This is a genomic window from Cronobacter sp. 153480017-3, assembly GCF_053627815.1.
Genome location: NZ_JBSEYN010000003.1, coordinates 1 through 17,946, shown reverse-complemented (window position 1 = coordinate 17,946; position 17,946 = coordinate 1). Strand labels below are relative to the sequence as shown.

The 17,946-nt window shown below is 56.6% G+C and carries 18 protein-coding genes and 1 other annotated feature; of the genes, 14 read left to right on the top strand and 4 right to left on the bottom strand.

Annotated elements, in window-relative coordinates:
- Positions 1–44: 44 nt before the first annotated feature.
- The 10 genes from ffh to ACUW6V_RS07935 all read left to right on the top strand — a co-directional run bounded on the left by ffh (position 45) and on the right by ACUW6V_RS07935 (position 9,053).
- The gene (gene ffh / locus ACUW6V_RS07980; RefSeq protein ID WP_454038223.1) at positions 45–1,406 is read left to right on the top strand and encodes a signal recognition particle protein; all 1,362 of its coding nucleotides are present in this window, start codon (positions 45–47) and stop codon (positions 1,404–1,406) included.
- Positions 1,407–1,664: 258 nt separating this feature from the next.
- Positions 1,665–1,913 (top strand): 30S ribosomal protein S16, encoded by a 249-nt coding sequence (gene rpsP, locus ACUW6V_RS07975; protein WP_004385557.1) that lies wholly within the window; start codon positions 1,665–1,667, stop codon positions 1,911–1,913.
- Between the two features lie 18 nt (positions 1,914–1,931).
- Entirely contained in the window at positions 1,932–2,480 is a 549-nt protein-coding gene (rimM, locus tag ACUW6V_RS07970) for a ribosome maturation factor RimM (protein ID WP_007870198.1), read from the top strand.
- A gap of 30 nt (positions 2,481–2,510) precedes the next feature.
- A complete protein-coding gene (trmD, locus tag ACUW6V_RS07965; RefSeq protein ID WP_004385559.1) occupies positions 2,511–3,284 on the top strand; it encodes a tRNA (guanosine(37)-N1)-methyltransferase TrmD in 774 nt (257 codons plus the stop codon).
- A gap of 45 nt (positions 3,285–3,329) precedes the next feature.
- A complete protein-coding gene (gene rplS, locus ACUW6V_RS07960) occupies positions 3,330–3,677 on the top strand; it encodes a 50S ribosomal protein L19 (RefSeq protein ID WP_002914145.1) in 348 nt (115 codons plus the stop codon).
- A 166-nt stretch (positions 3,678–3,843) separates the two neighbouring features.
- Entirely contained in the window at positions 3,844–4,284 is a 441-nt protein-coding gene (locus ACUW6V_RS07955) for a DUF2946 domain-containing protein (RefSeq protein ID WP_325762854.1), read from the top strand.
- Between the two features lie 53 nt (positions 4,285–4,337).
- Positions 4,338–5,705: a PepSY-associated TM helix domain-containing protein gene (locus ACUW6V_RS07950; protein WP_454038222.1), complete on the top strand. Its 1,368-nt coding sequence runs from the start codon at positions 4,338–4,340 to the stop codon at positions 5,703–5,705.
- 198 nt (positions 5,706–5,903) lie between these two features.
- On the top strand, positions 5,904–6,974 hold the full coding sequence (gene aroF, locus ACUW6V_RS07945) for a 3-deoxy-7-phosphoheptulonate synthase AroF (protein ID WP_454038221.1): 1,071 nt from the start codon (positions 5,904–5,906) through the stop codon (positions 6,972–6,974).
- Between the two features lie 11 nt (positions 6,975–6,985).
- Positions 6,986–8,107, top strand: a complete 1,122-nt coding sequence (tyrA, locus tag ACUW6V_RS07940) for a bifunctional chorismate mutase/prephenate dehydrogenase (RefSeq protein ID WP_007896302.1) — start codon at positions 6,986–6,988, stop codon at positions 8,105–8,107.
- Between the two features lie 76 nt (positions 8,108–8,183).
- Complete coding sequence (locus ACUW6V_RS07935) at positions 8,184–9,053, top strand: SMP-30/gluconolactonase/LRE family protein (RefSeq protein WP_411814039.1); 870 nt, start codon at positions 8,184–8,186, stop codon at positions 9,051–9,053.
- Positions 9,054–9,083: 30 nt separating this feature from the next.
- Here ACUW6V_RS07935 and pheA read toward each other — a convergent pair whose 3' ends face one another.
- From pheA to raiA, 3 genes are all read right to left on the bottom strand, one after another.
- Positions 9,084–10,244: a bifunctional chorismate mutase/prephenate dehydratase gene (gene pheA / locus ACUW6V_RS07930; protein ID WP_007896306.1), complete on the bottom strand. Its 1,161-nt coding sequence runs from the start codon at positions 10,242–10,244 to the stop codon at positions 9,084–9,086.
- A 21-nt stretch (positions 10,245–10,265) separates the two neighbouring features.
- Positions 10,266–10,390, bottom strand: a sequence feature (Phe leader region).
- Positions 10,342–10,389, bottom strand: a complete 48-nt coding sequence (gene pheL, locus ACUW6V_RS07925) for a pheA operon leader peptide PheL (RefSeq protein WP_192961017.1) — start codon at positions 10,387–10,389, stop codon at positions 10,342–10,344. Its footprint overlaps the feature before it by 48 nt.
- Before the next feature lie 103 nt (positions 10,391–10,493).
- Positions 10,494–10,835 carry a ribosome-associated translation inhibitor RaiA gene (gene raiA, locus ACUW6V_RS07920; RefSeq protein ID WP_004385565.1) on the bottom strand — a complete coding sequence of 114 codons (342 nt, stop codon included), beginning with the start codon at positions 10,833–10,835 and terminating at the stop codon, positions 10,494–10,496.
- 346 nt (positions 10,836–11,181) lie between these two features.
- On the opposite strand from raiA, the gene ACUW6V_RS07915 reads away from it, so the two are divergent.
- Positions 11,182–12,387: a lysozyme inhibitor LprI family protein gene (locus tag ACUW6V_RS07915; RefSeq protein WP_312600035.1), complete on the top strand. Its 1,206-nt coding sequence runs from the start codon at positions 11,182–11,184 to the stop codon at positions 12,385–12,387.
- Positions 12,388–12,439: 52 nt separating this feature from the next.
- Here the strand turns inward: ACUW6V_RS07915 and bamD are convergent, their stop codons facing one another.
- The gene (gene bamD, locus ACUW6V_RS07910) at positions 12,440–13,177 is read right to left on the bottom strand and encodes an outer membrane protein assembly factor BamD (protein WP_454038220.1); all 738 of its coding nucleotides are present in this window, start codon (positions 13,175–13,177) and stop codon (positions 12,440–12,442) included.
- 129 nt (positions 13,178–13,306) lie between these two features.
- Here bamD and rluD point away from each other — a divergent pair, with 129 nt between their 5' ends.
- From rluD to clpB, 3 genes are all read left to right on the top strand, one after another.
- Positions 13,307–14,287, top strand: a complete 981-nt coding sequence (gene rluD / locus ACUW6V_RS07905) for a 23S rRNA pseudouridine(1911/1915/1917) synthase RluD (protein WP_004385568.1) — start codon at positions 13,307–13,309, stop codon at positions 14,285–14,287.
- Positions 14,284–15,012, top strand: coding sequence for a purine nucleoside phosphorylase YfiH (yfiH, locus tag ACUW6V_RS07900; RefSeq protein WP_012124007.1), 729 nt, complete (start codon positions 14,284–14,286; stop codon positions 15,010–15,012). The genes rluD and yfiH overlap by 4 nt, the downstream gene beginning before the upstream one ends.
- A 129-nt stretch (positions 15,013–15,141) precedes the next feature.
- Positions 15,142–17,715, top strand: coding sequence for an ATP-dependent chaperone ClpB (clpB, locus tag ACUW6V_RS07895; protein ID WP_007870142.1), 2,574 nt, complete (start codon positions 15,142–15,144; stop codon positions 17,713–17,715).
- The last annotated feature ends 231 nt before the right edge of the window (positions 17,716–17,946 follow it).

Below are 17,946 nucleotides of genomic sequence, written 5' to 3'. Positions count from 1 at the left end.
CGGTGTCGCTGCGGCGGCCTAAAGTTACCCTTGGGCAAGAGATCATGTTTGATAATTTAACTGACCGTTTGTCGCGCACGCTGCGCAATATCAGCGGCCGTGGGCGCCTGACTGAAGACAACATTAAAGAGACGCTGCGCGAAGTGCGCATGGCGCTGCTGGAAGCGGACGTCGCGCTGCCGGTAGTGCGTGACTTCATCAACCGCGTAAAAGAGAAAGCGGTAGGGCATGAAGTTAACAAAAGCCTGACGCCAGGCCAGGAGTTCGTGAAGATTGTTCGTAACGAACTGGTGGCGGCCATGGGCGAAGAAAACCAGAGCCTGAACCTGGCCGCGCAGCCGCCTGCCGTGGTGCTGATGGCGGGCCTGCAGGGTGCCGGTAAAACGACAAGCGTCGGCAAGCTCGGTAAATTCCTGCGCGAAAAGCACAAGAAAAAAGTGCTGGTGGTTTCCGCGGACGTGTATCGCCCGGCGGCGATTAAACAGCTCGAAACGCTGGCGCAGCAGGTCGGCGTCGATTTCTTCCCGTCTGACGTCGCGCAAAAGCCGGTCGACATCGTTAACGCGGCGCTGAAAGAAGCGAAGCTGAAATTCTACGACGTGCTGCTGGTGGATACCGCCGGTCGTCTGCACGTCGACGAAGCGATGATGGACGAAATCAAGCAGGTTCATGCCTTTATCAAACCGGTGGAAACGCTGTTTGTAGTCGATGCGATGACCGGCCAGGACGCCGCCAATACCGCGAAAGCCTTCAACGAAGCGCTGCCGCTGACCGGCGTGGTGCTGACCAAAGTGGATGGCGACGCCCGCGGCGGTGCGGCGCTCTCGATTCGTCACATCACCGGCAAACCGATTAAATTCCTCGGCGTCGGCGAGAAAACCGAAGCGCTGGAGCCGTTCCACCCGGATCGTATCGCGTCGCGTATTCTCGGCATGGGCGATGTGCTGTCGCTTATCGAAGATATCGAGAGCAAAGTCGATCGCGCCCAGGCGGAGAAACTCGCCTCCAAGCTGAAAAAAGGCGACGGCTTCGATCTGAACGATTTCCTTGAGCAGCTCAAGCAGATGAAAAACATGGGCGGCATGGCGAGCCTGATGGGCAAGCTGCCGGGCATGGGACAACTGCCGGACAACGTGAAATCGCAGATGGATGACAAAATCCTGGTGCGTATGGAAGCCATCATTAATTCGATGACGCTGAAAGAGCGCGCGAAGCCAGAAATCATCAAAGGCTCTCGCAAGCGTCGTATCGCGGCAGGCTGCGGGATGCAAGTGCAGGACGTTAACCGCCTTCTGAAACAGTTCGACGACATGCAGCGTATGATGAAGAAGATGAAGAAAGGCGGGATGGCGAAGATGATGCGGAATATGAAAGGGATGATGCCCCCGGGATTCCCTGGCCGCTAAACAGAGAAAAATCAGGCTATCTTATTTGCCATTTTCGCCCCGGGGTGTGCTCGGAATGCTCACGTACTGCGTGTACGCTCCGCTTCCTGCGCGCACGCCGTGACGAAACTGGCTGCAACGATATACGCCTGATTGTTCTCTGTTGCTATATGCAGATTGCTTTTTCCTCAGAAATCAGTAAAATTTTCGGGCTTTTAATATGACGCCGGGCTCCGTTCCTCGATGGGGCCCGGTGTTTTATTCACACAAGAGGATGTTATGGTAACTATTCGTTTAGCACGTCACGGCGCTAAAAAGCGTCCGTTCTACCAGGTTGTCGTTACTGATAGCCGCAATGCACGCAACGGTCGCTTCATTGAGCGCGTTGGTTTCTTCAACCCGATCGCGAACGAGAAAGAAGAAGGCACCCGCCTGGATCTGGATCGTATCGAGCACTGGGTTGGCCAGGGCGCTACCGTTTCCGATCGCGTTTCCGCGCTGATCAAAGCAGCAAAAAAAGCAGCTTAATCTGTCACGGTGGTCATGATGAGCAAGCAAGACGCCGCTAAAGCCCCTGTTAACCCGATTGTTCTCGGGAAAATGGGTTCTTCTTACGGCATTCGTGGTTGGCTCAGAGTGTTTTCCTCCACCGAAGACGCTGAAAGCATTTTTGACTATCAGCCCTGGTTTATCCAGCAGGCGGGTCAGTGGCAGCAAGTACAGCTGGAAAGCTGGAAGCACCACAATCAGGACATGATCATCAAGCTGAAAGGCGTTGACGATCGTGATGCCGCGAATCTGTTGACCAATTGCGAAATTGTCGTGGATTCCTCGCAGTTGCCGGACCTCGAAGAAGGCGACTATTACTGGAAAGACCTTATCGGTTGCCAGGTAGTCACGACGGAAGGGTACAGCCTCGGTAAAGTCATCGACATGATGGAAACCGGGTCGAACGACGTTCTCGTCGTTAAGGCAAACCTGAAAGATGCGTTCGGTATCAAGGAGCGGTTACTTCCGTTCCTCGATGGGCAGGTTATCAAGAAAGTCGATCTCGCTACTCAAACTATTGAAGTAGATTGGGATCCTGGTTTTTAAACCTCCGGACAAACGGTAATAAACGGCGCTATGTGGATTGGCATAATCAGCCTGTTTCCTGAGATGTTCCGCGCGATTACCGATTACGGGGTAACTGGCCGGGCAGTAAAAAATGGCCTGCTGAGCATCGACAGCTGGAGTCCTCGCGACTTCACGCACGACCGGCACCGTACCGTGGACGACAGGCCCTACGGCGGCGGACCGGGGATGCTAATGATGGTGCAACCCTTGCGGGACGCCATTCACGCAGCGAAAGCCGCGGCAGGCGAGGGCGCAAAGGTGATTTACCTTTCACCTCAGGGACGCAAGCTTGATCAAGCGGGCGTCAGTGAGCTGGCGACGAACGAGAAGTTGATTCTGGTTTGTGGCCGCTACGAAGGGATAGATGAGCGCGTAATTCAGACCGAAATTGACGAAGAATGGTCAATCGGCGATTACGTTCTCAGCGGCGGTGAGCTACCCGCCATGACGCTGATTGATTCGGTCGCCAGGTTTATTCCGGGCGTACTCGGTCACGAAGCGTCGGCAACGGAAGATTCCTTTGCCGACGGGTTGCTGGATTGTCCGCACTATACCCGGCCTGAAGTGTTAGAAGGGATGGAAGTACCGCCAGTTTTACTGTCGGGGAACCATGCCGAAATCAGACGCTGGCGCCTGAAGCAGTCGCTGGGCCGTACCTGGCTTAGAAGACCTGAACTTCTGGAAAACCTGGCTCTGACTGAAGAGCAAGCAAAGTTGCTGGCGGAGTTCAAAACTGAACACGCACAACAGCAACATAGACATGATGGGACTGGCGACGCGTAAGCCGCTACCCGAAACATCAGTTTACCCAGGATAAGAGATTAAATTATGAGCAACATTATTAAGCAACTTGAACAAGAGCAGATGAAGCAGGACGTACCTTCCTTCCGTCCGGGTGATACCGTGGAAGTGAAAGTATGGGTTGTTGAAGGTTCCAAAAAACGTCTGCAGGCATTCGAGGGCGTGGTTATCGCTATCCGTAACCGCGGTCTGCACTCTGCATTCACTGTTCGCAAAATCTCCAACGGCGAAGGCGTTGAGCGTGTCTTCCAGACTCACTCTCCGGTAGTTGACAGCATTGCTGTTAAACGTCGTGGTGCTGTACGTAAAGCTAAACTGTACTACCTGCGTGAGCGCACTGGTAAGTCTGCTCGTATCAAAGAGCGTCTTAACTAAGATTCGCTTAAGCGACATCCCATATAAAAAGGGCTGGCCTGCGGGCTGGCCCTTTTTTTGTCACTTTACCGCTTAAACGCAGTGTAAAGAGCAGCTGTTTCCCTTCCCATGCGTTAACCTTTTGCATCCAAATCATTTACAATAAGCCTCCCTTTCTGGAGGTGCAGTGGGCAGCAACATCTTTTATCAGTCCGTGTTTCGTTATCGCGCAGCCATGCTTGCGCTGTTCGCGATCGTGCTGATTGTGGTGGCGCCGCTTATTTCTGTCAGCCTGCAAAAAGACCCGATGAGCGCGATGCCCGGCATGCATCATGAGATGCCGATGGCGGATATGGGCGATATGGCCGATATGCATCAGGACATGCACCACGAGAGGGCTGCCCCTGAACCGATGCCCATGCCGGTCGATCATGCCGAAGCGTGTGGCTACTGCGTTTTGCTGGCGCACGTGCCTGGCCTGTTGCTGGCGCTTGTACTGCTCATCTCCTTTATTCTCCAACGCGTGCGGTTGCCGGTTCCTCGCCCGGTGGCCAGGCACTGGCGTTTTTACCCGCGTCTCTGGCCCGATACCCGCGCGCCGCCGCGCCTGTCTGCTTTTTCCTGCTAAAACCCCCTGCGCCCTGGCGCAGCGATAACACCTGCTTTTGAAAAAGGAAAAGTATGACTTCCTGCACGCCGCGCGCGGCATGGGTAAACCTGCTGCGACGCCTTCATTTCTATATTGGTCTGTTTATCGGGCCGTTTATCTTCATCGCCGCGCTGACGGGCACGCTCTATGTCGCAACCCCGCAGCTGGAAAACTGGATCTATCGCGAGGCGCTGTCCGGCGCTACGTCGGGCACGCCTCTGCCGCTGGCGCAGCAAATCGCGGTGGCGGAGCAACAGACCGGCGGTAAGTTGCGCCTCTCTGCGGTGCGTCCGGCATTAACGCCTGGCGAGACGACGCGGGTGATGTTTGCTGACCCGTCGCTTGGTGAGTCGGAGTCGCGCGCCATATTTATCGATCCGGTGACGCTTGCGGTAAAAGGTGACATGACCGTCTATGGCACCAGCGGCATTCTGCCCCTGCGCCAGTGGATAGACTATATGCACCGCTCGCTGCTGCTTGGCGACGTCGGGCGTGTCTACAGCGAACTGGCGGCCTCATGGATGTGGGTGGCGGCGCTCGGCGGTATCGCGCTCTGGTGCCTGACCCGCCCGAAAAGGCGCATGAAAAACGCGTTTCAGAATACACGCCGCCTGCATACGGGCCTCGGCTGGGCGCTGCTTGCCGGTATGCTGCTGTTTTCCGCAACCGGCCTTACCTGGTCGCAGTGGGCAGGCGCGAACGTCGATAAAATGCGCGCCGCGTTTGGCTGGCTGACGCCGCAGGTCAATACGCAACTGCATGGCGGGGCGCAGGAACACGATCCGCATGCGGAACACCATATGCATCACGGCACGATGGACATGCCAGCGCTGCACATTGATACGCGTCAGTATGACCAGGTGCTACACGCGGCGAGAAACGCCGGTATTGACGCCCGCAGGCTGGAGATTCGTCCGCCGCGCGAGGCGGGGCGCGCCTGGACGGTGACAGAAATCGACCGCGCCTGGCCCACGCAAGTGGATGCCGTGGCAGTGGACGGCGCCACACTCCAGGTTATCGATATCACACGCTTTGCGGATTACCCGCTGATGGCGAAGCTCACACGCTGGGGCGTCGATTTTCATATGGGCATTCTGTTCGGCCTGCCAAACCAGTTGCTGCTTATCACCTTCGGCATCGCGCTGTGCGTGGCAATTGTGCTTGGCTACCGGCTCTGGTGGTTGCGTCGCCCGCAGGGGCCGTTGGTTAGCCCGGCAGCGACGCTGAGCCAGGGCTGGCTAAATCTGCCTGTTGTCTGGCGCGTGGTGACGCTCGCGACAGCTGTGCTGCTGGGGCTGGGGCTGCCGGTCATGGGCATTAGCCTCGTTATAATATTGTTGATGGACTACTGGCGCTGGCGGCAGGGGTGCCGCGAACCGGTCGTTGAGAAAGGGCAATAATAACAGGGCGGGGAAACCCGCCTTTTCTTATTATGGAAAGTAATAATTACACGTTCAGGCCCGGTAACCGCCATTTATTTTCCTATTGTAAAGTTATCGGTACGTTTTATGGATTGAAATCTTTACTACCTGTGATATTGTTAAATCCTCCTCGCAGAGGAAAACTATCGCAACGAGCAAACTTACAGGATCGCCATCATGCAAAAAGACGCGCTGAATAACGTTCATATCGCCGATGAACAGGTATTAATCACTCCGGATCAACTCAAAGCCCAGTTTCCGCTGACCGTTGAACAGGAGGCGCAGATCGCGCGCTCTCGCCAGACCATGTCCGATATTATCGCTGGTCGCGATCCGCGCCTGCTGGTGGTGTGTGGACCTTGCTCGATCCACGATCCAGAAGCCGCGATGGAGTATGCTCGTCGATTTAAAGCCCTGTCTGAACAGGTCAGCGATAGTCTTTACCTTGTCATGCGCGTCTATTTTGAAAAGCCCCGTACCACGGTTGGCTGGAAGGGGCTGATTAACGATCCGCATATGGATGGCTCGTTTGATGTGGAGGCGGGGCTGAAGATCGCGCGCCGCCTGCTGGTGGATCTGGTGAGCCTTGGCCTGCCGCTCGCGACCGAAGCGCTTGATCCGAACAGCCCGCAATACTTAGGCGATCTCTTTAGCTGGTCCGCGATTGGCGCGCGTACCACGGAATCGCAGACGCACCGCGAAATGGCGTCCGGCCTCTCAATGCCGGTTGGCTTTAAAAACGGTACCGACGGCAGCCTTGCGACTGCGATTAACGCGATGCGCGCCGCCGCGATGCCGCACCGTTTTGTCGGCATCAACCAGGCAGGCCAGGTGTGCCTGCTGCAAACGCAGGGCAACCCGGATGGCCACGTGATCCTGCGCGGCGGCAAAGCGCCGAACTACAGCCCGGCGGATGTCGCGCAGTGCGAAAAAGAGATGGCGCAGGCGGGTCTGCGTCCGGCGCTGATGATTGACTGCAGCCACGGCAACTCGAACAAAGACTACCGCCGCCAGCCGGGCGTCGCGGAATCCGCGGTGGCGCAGATTAAAGACGGCAACCGTTCTATTATTGGTCTGATGATTGAAAGCCACCTTCACGAAGGCAATCAGTCTTCCGAACAGCCGCGCAGCGCCATGAAATACGGCGTATCGGTTACCGACGCCTGCATTAGCTGGGAAACCACCGAGGCGCTCCTGCGCGAGCTTCATCAGGATTTGCGAGGGGCGCTGGCGGCGCGCCTGGCGTAAGGGGTTTAACGATGGTGGCTGAACTGACCGCGCTGCGCGATCAAATTGATGAAGTGGATAAGGCGCTGCTGGGGCTGCTGGCGCGCCGTCTGGAGCTGGTGGCGGAAGTGGGTGAAGTAAAAAGCCGCTACGGGCTGCCGATTTATGTGCCGGAGCGCGAGGCCTCTATGCTGGCGTCGCGTCGTCATGAGGCCGAAACGCTCGGCGTGCCGCCGGATCTTATCGAAGATGTGTTGCGGCGCGTGATGCGGGAATCGTACTCCAGCGAGAACGATAAAGGCTTTAAAACGCTTAACCCGGCGCTGCGCCCGGTAGTGATTGTCGGCGGCGGCGGCCAGATGGGCCAGCTGTTTGAAAAAATGCTCACGCTTTCCGGCTACCAGGTGCGCATTCTGGAGCAGCAGGACTGGCCACAGGCGCAGACGCTGTGTGCTGATGCCGGAATGGTGATTGTCAGTGTGCCGGTGCACCTGACCGAAGCGATTATCCGCAAGCTGCCCGCGCTGCCGGAAGATTGCGTGCTGGTCGATTTAACCTCGGTGAAAAACGTACCGCTGCAGGCGATGCTGGAAGCGCATTCCGGCCCGGTACTGGGCCTGCACCCGATGTTCGGGCCGGACAGCGGCAGCCTTGCCAAACAGGTAGTGGTCTACTGCGACGGACGTATGCCGGAGGCGTACCAGTGGTTCCTTGAGCAAATTCAGGTCTGGGGCGCGCGGCTGCACCGCATCAGCGCGGTCGAGCACGATCAAAACATGGCGTTTATCCAGGCGCTGCGCCATTTTGCGACGTTTGCCTACGGTCTGCATCTGGCCGAAGAAAATGTACAGCTGGAGCAACTGCTGGCGCTCTCCTCGCCGATTTACCGGCTGGAACTGGCGATGGTGGGCCGCCTGTTTGCGCAGGACCCGCAGCTCTACGCCGACATTATTATGTCGTCGCCGGGCAATCTGGCGCTCATTAAGCGTTACTACCAGCGGTTTGGCGAGGCGATTGGCCTGCTGGAGCAGGGCGATAAGCGTGCGTTTATCGACAGCTTCCGGAAAGTGGAGCACTGGTTCGGCGATTATGCGAAACGATTCCAGCAGGAGAGCCGCGCGCTGTTGCGCCAGGCAAACGACAGCCGCCAGTAACGCAAAATCCGCTTATACTCAAAAGCCAGCAGGCCAGTTCCGCTGGCTTTTTTTATGGCGAAAAAGGATGAACGAAATGGCGCAACCGCAGCTGTTGTTTGATTACACCGGCCACCTGCCGGAATGCCCGACCTGGGACGCGCAGGAGCAGGCGCTCTACTGGGCCGATATCCTGGAGCAGGAGATCCATCGCTACCAGCCGCAAAGCGGCGAACACCGCGTCTGGCAATTCCCGGAAGAGGTGGGATGCTTCGCGCTGCGTGAGAAGGGCGGCTTTATCGTCGCGCTGCGCAGCGGCATCTGGCTTGCTGACGAGCGGGGCATTCTGGGGCAGAAGATTTGCGATAACCCCAATAACCCGGCGCTGGCGCGCTTTAACGACGGCGGCACCGACCACGACGGACGCTTTTACGCGGGCACTTTCTGGGCTCCCGGTGACTACAAAGGCGCGCTGCTGGTGCGTGTAGACAATGATCTCAGCGCGCATGTTATCCAGAGTGATATTCACGGCGCGAATGGCCTTGCCTTCAGCCCTGACAGACGCTGGATGTATACCTCTGATACGCCGAAAGGCGTGATTTACCGCACGCCGCTTGATGAGCTCGGCGAGCCGGGCAAACGCGAGATTTTTAAAACCTTTGGCGAAGGCGAAGGCATTCCTGATGGCGCGGCGCTGGATGTGGAAGGCTGCTACTGGACGGCGATGTATGACGGTCACCGCATCGCGCGGTTTTCGCCAGACGGCGAGCAGCTTGAGGAGTATCGCCTGCCGGTGCGCTGCCCGACGATGGTCTGTTTTGGCGGCCCGGAGATGAAAACGCTCTATATCACCACCACGCGGGAAAATATGGATCTGGAGGAGCTGGAGAAGTTTCCGCTCTCGGGCGCGCTCTTTACGCTTGAGGTCAGCGTCGCAGGCCTGCCGAAGCCGCGATTTAAAGGATAAAAAAACGGCCGGATCTCCGGCCGTGTCTGGTTATGCCGGGTCGACCGGCACCACGTTTTCGCTCGGGTAACAGCCCAGTACTTTCATCGACCGGGTGATCTCCACAAGCTCTTTCAGCGCCTGCTGCATCGCAGCATCGTGGAGATTCGCCTGAACATCCAGATAGAACATCTCTTCCCACGGGTTGCCGTTAATCGGGCGCGATTCAAGCTTCGTCATAATCAGATTGTGATTACGCAGCACCAGTAACGCCTCTACCAGCGCGCCAGCCTGCTGGCCGGTGGCGATTAACAGCGTGGTTTTCGCCGGCACCTGATCGGATACGTTGATAGCCTTACGGGCCAGCACCACAAAGCGGGTGATGTTCTGCGTCTGGTTGGCGAGATTGCGCTCCAGCACCTGTAAACCGTAGAGCGCGCCGCCTGCTTCGCTGCCGAGCGCGGCGACATACGGAGAGCTGGCGTGCGCCACTTTCTCCATCGCGGCGGCGGTGCTTTCGCAATATTCGATTTTCCAGTTCGGGTAGCGCTTGAGGAACTGGCTGCACTGCTGGAACGGCTGCGGATGGCTGTAGACGGTTTCGATTTTCTCAAGCGTGGTGGAGGTGGAGACCAGCACGCAGTGATCGATAGGCAGCGTCAGCTCGCCGACAATCGACAGGCTGGTGTGTTGCAGCAGATCGTAGACATCGTTAATCGCGCCGGAGCTGGTGTTCTCAATCGGCACGACGGCGTAATCGGCCTGGCCGGTCTCCACCTGATTAAAGATATCGTGAAATTTTGCGCAGCCGCTTTCGATGAAGTGATCGAAATGGCGAGCCGCGTACTGGCGGGCGGCCAGGTGCGAGTAAGAGCCTTTCGGGCCGAGAAACGCGATGCGGGCGGAGTGCGGGTTGGTCTGGTTAAGATGCTGCTGGAGTAGCGCCTGCTGGGTAAGAACGGAGTCTTCGATGATCAGCTGAAAAAGCCGGGTGATGTAGTGCGCGTCGAGATGGTGAGTTTTGCCAAGGCTAATTAACCGCTCCAGTAAATCTCGCTCGCGATCGATATCCCTGACCGGACGATGGGTGGCGAGTTTCGCTTTGCCTACCTCAACCGCCAGCGCCCGGCGTTGCGCCAGCAGGGCGAGTAATTGTTCATCCAGCGCGCTGATTTTATCGCGCAGGGCCAGCAACGGGTTTTCCGCAGTCATAACGCCACCTTGTGTATAGCCATAAAAAAGGCCCCCCGGAGTGGGAGGCCTGTTAGTTCGTCTTCGCTTGCTTTCTGTACGACGACACGCCTCCCGTTCAGGGGAAGGTAAAAAAGAAAGCGAAGAAAAACGCGTGTTGCTTCATGAGAGATTCCTTAATAAGCATACCGGTAAAGTACCCGCACCCTTTTTGTTCTGTCAATAAAAAACGCGCCCGAAGGCGCGTGATAAAAGATGACGATGATGTTTTTACTCTTCTTCTTCGACTTCGGCGAAGTTGGCGTCTTTAACGGAGCCTGTGGTGCGGCGGGCCTCGCCTTTGTGTTGCACCTTGTTCAGTTGCCTTTCCAGCTTGTTAATGAGTTCGTTAATGGCCGTGTACATATCTTCATGTTTGGCGCTGGCGACCAGATGGCCGTTAGGTGTATTGATGGTGGCGTCCGCGACGAACCCCTGGGGTTCTTTAGATAAAATGATATGCGGATTAATCAGATGAGTTTGCCATTTTTCAAGTTTGGCGAGACGGTCGGCGACGTGCTGGCGGATAGCGGGGGTGATTTCCATCTGTTTGCTGGTAATGTTCATTGTCATAAATGTTACCTCTTGTCTTTCCCGTCTTGGTAACTTCAGCATAACCGCCCCAGCGTCAATTTGCGTGATTCAGATCACTTTATTTTGTCACTTTTTGTCAATAAAACGTTTTTGTGAGTCAGGACAGGAAGAGGGCGGATTTCGCTTGTCGGCCTCGTTAAAAGCGGTCATAGTTGATGAGTTAACTCCACCGCCTTCTCTGTTTAAACCTCCATCAAATCCGTTTTTATGCCTCTTTTTTGGTCCGTATACCTTTTTTGAGAGTTCCTCGAAAGGCGCAGCTTCGGCAATAATGCGTCACTCATACCTGCCTAAATGCACGGCTCTTTACGTAAAAAGGATTGTTATGAAAGCCACCTTTCGGCTGACGGCGCTTCGTCGTCTCGCGCTCTGTGTGACGCTCGCCTGTGGCGCTGCGCCTGCCATCGGCGCGTCATTTGATTGTGATAAAGCGGGCACGCCTGTTGAACACGCCATCTGCCAGCAAACATCGCTCGGCGAACTCGACAGCAAAATCAGCGACAGCTACCTGCGCGCCACAAGCAGCATGACCGCACAGGACGCCGCGGCGTTACGCACGGAGCAGCGCGCGTGGCTTAAAACGCGCAACGCCTGTACAGGTAATGCGAGTGAACTTAACGCGTGTCTTATGGCGACCATGAAACCCCGCGCTGAACAGCTTGAGCGTATCGCGCGCCGCGCCACCCACGATTTCGATGCCGCGGTCAGTCTTATCCCTGCTTCACCGGCGACCGCCGCGGATAAGCTGCGCCAGTATCAGACGCCGCTCGCCTCCGCGTGGCTGGTTTATCTTAATCATTTCGTGCCCGCCAGCGGCGTGACGGCGCAGGAGGCCAGTACGCGTCATCAGATGGCGCTGGACGGGCTTAAGGATGATGATTTCGCCTGGTCGGTGATGAAAGATATCGACAGCGACCCGAAAGAGGGCAAAGACCGGGCGGTGCTGACGCTGCTGCGTATGAATATCGAAAGGCTGGATTACGAAAACGATAGCGATCGCCCGTACGTCCACTGCTTTATTTTCCCGGCGCAAGGGCAGGCCGCTTATGAAGCGTTTGGGGCGCTGTATGGTTCATCACGCGATGGCGCAGCGCCAGTTTGTGCCCCTCAGGCTGCAATTTTCAGTACGCCCGCCTGGAAAGCGCTCGACGATGCGTTTTCCGATGCGCTGAGCAAAGCGAGTGAAGGCGCCGGGACGATTCAGCATGCCAGCTATGCGGACTGGCGTATTTTTGAGCTGCACGTGACCGTTAAGCCGGAGGATTACCTCAACCCTTCCGAACCGGCTCAAAAACCGCGGGATTCGGAAAAAGAGATCCGCGAGTGGAAAGACGAAGCGGCCTGGCCAAAAGCGCAGCGTGAAAAAGTGCTGGCGGCGCTTGAGCCTGCGCGTCAGGCAACGGCACAGTGGTTGCAAAAGGATCGCGGCTTTACGCCCGAAAACGCCCGTAAAGCGGCAGAGAACATCGTGCGCGAGTGGGTGGATGACCGCGTTACCTTTATTGACGGATCGACGTGGACCGGTGAGTAACGCCATAAAAAAAGCCAGCCCGCCGGGCTGGCTTTTTACGCTGATGTAAGGATCAGGAGCCGGTGTTATTCGCGGCGATAATTTTCGCCACTTTATCCGCCTGCGCGTTGAGCTGCAGCTCGCGATAGGCGTTTTCCATCAGGCCCAGCCCTTCATGGGTCGCCTTGGTATCCGGATAATCACGCAGCATACCTTCCACACGGTTCACAACGGCCACCCACGCGCCGCGTTTGGTGTAGTATTGCGCAACGGAAAGCTCATATTTTGACAGACGGTCTTTCAGATAGACCAGACGTTTGGTGGCGTCGGTGGCGTACTGGCTCTGCGGGTAACCACGAACCAGCTTCGAGAAGTCGCGGAACGCGTCGCGCGCATGTTGCGGATCGCGGTCGCTGCGATCGACGCCGAAGAAGCCCTGCAGCGCACTGTCATCAAGCGCCATATTGGTCAGGCCGCGCATGTAGATAACGTAGTCGATATTCGGGTGGGTCGGGTTAAGGCGAATAAAGCGGTCAATAGCGGCCTGGGCCAGCGGCAGATCGGCGTTTTTATAATAGGCGTAGATCAGATCCAGCTGTACCTGCTGAGAATATGGGCCAAACGGATAACGGTTATCTAACGCTTCCAGTTGCGTTATTGCCGCTTTCCAGTTACCGTCCTGCAGCTTTTGCTGCGCAGTCGCGTAGATCTCTGAAGGCGGATTATCGGGCACCTCTTCCTTAGAACCGGAGCAGCCCGCCAAAGCCAGGCTCAACGTGGCGGCTGCCACCAGATATTTCATGCGCGTCATGACGTTTTGACTTTCCTCAGATGTTATGCGGGAGTTTCACTGTTCCAGCTCCCGATTAAGACCAGCTACAATAGCACACTATATTAAACGGCAAAGCCGTAAAACCCAACGTTAACGAAGAAGCTGTATATGGCACAACGAGTACAACTCACCGCAACGGTGTCCGAGTCACAACTCGGTCAACGCTTAGATCAGGCTTTGGCCGAATTGTTCCCGGATTATTCACGTTCACGCATAAAAGAATGGATCCTTGACCAGCGCGTGCTGGTAAACGGCCAGATGTGCGATACGCCGAAAGAGAAAGTGTTGGGTGGGGAACGTGTCGCCATCAATGCTGAAATCGAAGAAGAAGCGCGCTTTGAGCCGCAGGATATCCCGCTCGATATCGTTTATGAAGATGACGATATTCTGGTTATCAACAAACCGCGCGATCTGGTGGTTCATCCGGGTGCCGGCAACCCGGACGGCACGGTGCTTAACGCGCTACTGCACTATTATCCGCCTATCGCGGATGTGCCGCGTGCAGGTATCGTGCATCGTCTGGATAAAGACACGACCGGCCTGATGGTTGTCGCGAAAACCGTTCCGGCGCAGACGCGTCTGGTTGAAGCGCTACAGCTGCGTGAAATCACCCGCGAATATGAAGCGGTGGCGATTGGACATATGACGGCGGGCGGTACGGTCAGCGAGCCCATCAGCCGCCACCCGACCAAACGCACCCATATGTCGGTGCATCCGATGGGTAAACCGGCGGTAACGCACTACCGCATCATGGAGCATTTTCGGATTCACACCCGCCTGCGTTTGCGTCTGGAAACCGGCCGTACGCACCAGATCCGCGTACATATGGCGCACATCACCCATCCGCTGGTGGGCGATCAGCTGTACGGCGGCCGTCCGCGTCCGCCGAAAGGCGCGAGTGAAGCATTTATTCAGGCGCTGCGTAAGTTCGATCGCCAGGCGCTGCACGCGACTATGCTGCGTCTTTATCACCCCATCAGCGGTATTCTGATGGAGTGGCATGCGCCTATTCCGCAGGACATGGTTGATCTTATCGACGCGCTGCGCGCTGATTTCGAAGCCCATAAAGACGACGTGGACTGGTTATGAAACTGATTACTCCGCAGTGGCCGCTGCCTTCGGGCGTTGCGGCCTGTAGCTCAACCCGCCACGGCGGCGTCAGCCTGCCGCCTTACGACGCCTTAAATCTGGGCGCGCACTGCGGGGATAATCCTGAACATGTCGAAGAGAACCGTCGCCGCTTTTATCAGGCGGCGAATTTCCCTTCATCGCCCGTCTGGCTTGAGCAGGTTCACGGTAAGGATGTCCTTCATCTTGACGGCGGGCCGTATGCCTCTAAGCGCGCAGATGCCTCTTATACCCGTGAGCGGGGAACGGTCTGCGCGGTGATGACCGCCGACTGCCTGCCGGTGCTGTTTTGCGAGTCGTCCGGCACGGAAGTGGCGGCGGCGCACGCAGGCTGGCGCGGGCTCTGCGAAGGCGTGCTCGAAGAGACCGTCGCCTGTTTTCGCGCGCCGCCCGCCACTATTCAGGCCTGGCTTGGCCCGGCGATTGGCCCGCAGGCTTTTGAAGTTGGTCCGGAAGTGCGCGAGGCGTTTATCGCTAAAGATCCGGCGGCTGCAGCTGCTTTTCGCCCGCACGGCGAGAAATATTTCGCCGATATCTATCTGCTGGCGCGCCAGCGTCTCGCGAAGATGGGCGTGACCGCCGTTTATGGCGGTGAGCGCTGTACGCATAGCGAAAGCCACGATTTTTTCTCGTATCGCCGCGACAGAACGACAGGTCGTATGGCAAGTTTCATTTGGCTGATATAACCTATTGAATCAAGACGATCCGGTACGGATAACTGACGCTCTACATAATTAAGGTCATTAACCTTGAATAATTGAGGGATGACCTCATTTAATCTCCAGTAGCAATTTTGACCTGTTATGGGAGGAGTTATGCGTCTGGATCGTCTTACCAATAAATTCCAGCTTGCTCTTGCCGATGCCCAGTCACTCGCACTGGGGCACGACAACCAGTTTATCGAACCCCTTCACCTCATGAGCGCCCTGCTAAACCAGGAAGGCGGTTCCGTTCGTCCTTTGCTGACATCCGCAGGCGTTAATGCCGGGAAGTTACGCACCGATCTCGACCAGGCGCTGAGCCGCCTGCCGCAGGTGGAAGGCACCGGCGGCGACGTTCAGCCGTCGCAGGATTTGGTGCGGGCACTGAATCTCTGCGACAAGCTGGCGCAGAAACGGGGCGACAATTTTATTTCCTCAGAGCTGTTTGTTCTGGCGGCGCTGGAGTCGCGCGGAACGCTTGCGGATTTACTTAAAGCTGCGGGCGCCACGACCGCGAACGTCACACAAGCGATTGAAAATATGCGCGGAGGCGAAACCGTGAACGATCAGGGGGCCGAAGATCAGCGGCAGGCACTGAAAAAATATACCGTCGATCTGACCGAGCGTGCCGAGCAGGGCAAGCTCGATCCGGTCATTGGCCGCGATGAAGAAATTCGTCGTACGATTCAGGTTCTGCAACGTCGTACCAAAAACAACCCGGTACTGATTGGTGAGCCTGGCGTCGGTAAAACCGCGATAGTCGAAGGGCTGGCGCAGCGTATCGTTAATGGCGAAGTGCCGGAAGGCCTGAAAGGGCGCCGGGTGCTGGCGCTCGATATGGGCGCGCTGGTGGCCGGTGCGAAATACCGCGGCGAATTTGAAGAGCGTCTGAAAGGCGTACTGAACGATCTCTCAAAACAGGAAGGCAACGTCATCCTGTTTATCGATGAGCTGCATACTATGGTCGGCGCGGGTAAAGCCGATGGCGCGATGGATGCGGGCAACATGCTCAAACCGGCGCTGGCGCGCGGTGAGCTGCACTGCGTAGGCGCCACGACGCTTGATGAATATCGCCAGTACATTGAAAAAGACGCCGCGCTGGAGCGCCGTTTCCAGAAAGTGTTTGTCGCCCAGCCGTCGGTGGAAGATACCATTGCGATCCTGCGCGGCCTGAAAGAGCGCTATGAGCTGCATCACCATGTGCAGATAACCGACCCGGCGATTGTCGCAGCGGCGACGCTGTCGCACCGTTATATTGCCGACCGCCAGTTGCCGGATAAAGCCATTGACCTTATCGATGAAGCGGCGTCCAGCATTCGTATGCAGATTGACTCGAAGCCAGAGGAACTTGACCGCCTCGACCGCCGCATTATTCAGCTCAAGCTGGAACAGCAGGCGTTGATGAAAGAGTCTGACGAGGCCAGTAAAAAACGCCTCGATATGCTGAACGATGAGCTGTCGGATAAAGAGCGTCAGTATTCCGAACTGGAAGAAGAGTGGAAAGCGGAAAAAGCCTCACTCTCCGGCACGCAGACCATTAAAGCAGAGCTGGAGCAGGCGAAAATCGCCATCGAGCAGGCGCGCCGCGTGGGTGACCTGGCACGGATGTCTGAACTGCAGTACGGCAAAATTCCGGAGCTTGAGAAACAGCTCGCCGCCGCTACGCAGTCGGAAGGCAAAACGATGCGGCTGCTGCGAAATAAAGTCACTGACGCGGAAATCGCCGAAGTGCTGGCGCGCTGGACCGGTATTCCGGTCTCCCGCATGATGGAGAGCGAGCGCGATAAGCTTCTGCGTATGGAGCAGGATCTGCATCAGCGTGTGATCGGCCAGGATGAGGCGGTCGAAGCGGTGTCGAATGCTATTCGCCGTAGCCGCGCCGGGCTTTCCGATCCGAACCGTCCGATTGGGTCGTTCCTGTTCCTCGGGCCGACCGGGGTGGGGAAAACTGAACTCTGCAAAGCGCTGGCTAACTTTATGTTCGACAGCGACGATGCGATGGTGCGTATCGATATGTCCGAGTTTATGGAGAAACACTCGGTGTCGCGTCTGGTTGGCGCACCTCCGGGATATGTCGGTTATGAAGAGGGCGGTTATCTGACTGAAGCGGTTCGCCGTCGTCCTTATTCCGTCATTCTGCTGGATGAAGTGGAAAAAGCGCACCCTGATGTGTTCAACATTCTTCTGCAGGTGCTGGATGATGGACGTCTGACGGACGGGCAGGGCAGAACGGTCGATTTCCGTAATACCGTGGTCATCATGACGTCTAACCTGGGTTCCGATCTGATTCAGGAGCGTTTCGGCGCGCTGGATTACGCGAGCATGAAAGAGCTGGTGATGGGCGTGGTCGGGCAGAGCTTCCGCCCGGAATTCATCAACCGTATTGATGAAGTGGTGGTATTCCATCCGTTAGGACAGAAACACATTGCCTCTATTGCGCAGATCCAGTTGCAGCGGCTTTATCAGCGTCTGGAAGACCGGGGGTATGCGGTGCATATCTCGGATGACGCGCTGCAGTTGCTTGGTGAGAACGGCTACGACCCGGTTTATGGCGCGCGTCCGTTGAAACGTGCGATTCAGCAGCAGATTGAAAACCCGCTGGCCCAGCAAATCCTCTCCGGTGAGCTGGTGCCCGGTAAAACTATCGAGCTTATCGTGCGCGACAATCATATTGTCGCTGTGCAGTAACTCGCAAAAAATGAAAAACGGGCCCTGCGGGGCTCGTTTTTGTTTATAAACCAGGCAATGATGGTGATTCTTCAGTCTTTGTGCCTGGAAAATGAACGATCGGAATTTTTTTTAAAATTTCCTCTTGTCAGCTGAGAAGAACTCCCTATAATGCGCCTCCACTGACACGGCACAACGGCAAACGAGCCGGCCCGTCAGGCAGACGAAAGCGAAAATAAACGCTTGACTCTG

Excerpts from the sequence above, each read along its gene's own strand:
- ffh (WP_454038223.1), top strand. The coding sequence starts at position 45 with ATGTTTGATAATTTAACTGACCGTTTGTCGCGCACGCTGCGCAATATC.
- rpsP (WP_004385557.1), top strand. The coding sequence starts at position 1,665 with ATGGTAACTATTCGTTTAGCACGTCACGGCGCTAAAAAGCGTCCGTTC.
- rimM (WP_007870198.1), top strand. The coding sequence starts at position 1,932 with ATGAGCAAGCAAGACGCCGCTAAAGCCCCTGTTAACCCGATTGTTCTC.
- trmD (WP_004385559.1), top strand. The coding sequence starts at position 2,511 with ATGTGGATTGGCATAATCAGCCTGTTTCCTGAGATGTTCCGCGCGATT.
- rplS (WP_002914145.1), top strand. The coding sequence starts at position 3,330 with ATGAGCAACATTATTAAGCAACTTGAACAAGAGCAGATGAAGCAGGAC.
- ACUW6V_RS07950 (WP_454038222.1), top strand. The coding sequence starts at position 4,338 with ATGACTTCCTGCACGCCGCGCGCGGCATGGGTAAACCTGCTGCGACGC.
- aroF (WP_454038221.1), top strand. The coding sequence starts at position 5,904 with ATGCAAAAAGACGCGCTGAATAACGTTCATATCGCCGATGAACAGGTA.
- tyrA (WP_007896302.1), top strand. The coding sequence starts at position 6,986 with ATGGTGGCTGAACTGACCGCGCTGCGCGATCAAATTGATGAAGTGGAT.
- ACUW6V_RS07935 (WP_411814039.1), top strand. The coding sequence starts at position 8,184 with ATGGCGCAACCGCAGCTGTTGTTTGATTACACCGGCCACCTGCCGGAA.
- pheA (WP_007896306.1), bottom strand. The coding sequence starts at position 10,244 with ATGACTGCGGAAAACCCGTTGCTGGCCCTGCGCGATAAAATCAGCGCG.
- raiA (WP_004385565.1), bottom strand. The coding sequence starts at position 10,835 with ATGACAATGAACATTACCAGCAAACAGATGGAAATCACCCCCGCTATC.
- ACUW6V_RS07915 (WP_312600035.1), top strand. The coding sequence starts at position 11,182 with ATGAAAGCCACCTTTCGGCTGACGGCGCTTCGTCGTCTCGCGCTCTGT.
- bamD (WP_454038220.1), bottom strand. The coding sequence starts at position 13,177 with ATGACGCGCATGAAATATCTGGTGGCAGCCGCCACGTTGAGCCTGGCT.
- rluD (WP_004385568.1), top strand. The coding sequence starts at position 13,307 with ATGGCACAACGAGTACAACTCACCGCAACGGTGTCCGAGTCACAACTC.
- yfiH (WP_012124007.1), top strand. The coding sequence starts at position 14,284 with ATGAAACTGATTACTCCGCAGTGGCCGCTGCCTTCGGGCGTTGCGGCC.
- clpB (WP_007870142.1), top strand. The coding sequence starts at position 15,142 with ATGCGTCTGGATCGTCTTACCAATAAATTCCAGCTTGCTCTTGCCGAT.